General features: G+C 66.4%; 1 pseudogene. It reads left to right on the forward strand.

The features are described 5' to 3' along the window. Positions 1-202, forward strand: a pseudogene (locus QCE73_RS34045) (molecular chaperone); the annotation flags it as partial. Between the last annotated feature and the right edge of the window lie 137 nt (positions 203-339).

The following is a 339-nucleotide window of genomic DNA, read 5'->3' on the forward strand; positions in this document are numbered from 1 at the left end:
GCTCAGCGCCGTCTCGCTGACGATCTCCGCTGCGAAAGTGCCGGTCGCGGCGGGACTGCTCGGATATGTGCTGGCGGGCCGCGCGCGTTCATGGCCGCTCTCGAACGCAAGCCACGCAGCACGCGCACGGAGCGGCGAGGTGACCGCGACCGTCAACGGCAACGGCGTAACAGCCCCGCTCATGACCAACGCCGCTCCCTGATTCAATCGCTTCGGGGCCGCGCCTGTGAGCAATTCGCCCGACGCACATGGAACGCTATACAGCCGGCGATGCCGGCCAATCGAGGTCGTGGTTGCACTGTCCGTCATCGGGCAGCCAGCCATTGCACAGATCGACAT

The organism is Caballeronia sp. LZ029, from assembly GCF_031451275.1.
Classification (GTDB): domain Bacteria; phylum Pseudomonadota; class Gammaproteobacteria; order Burkholderiales; family Burkholderiaceae; genus Caballeronia; species Caballeronia jiangsuensis.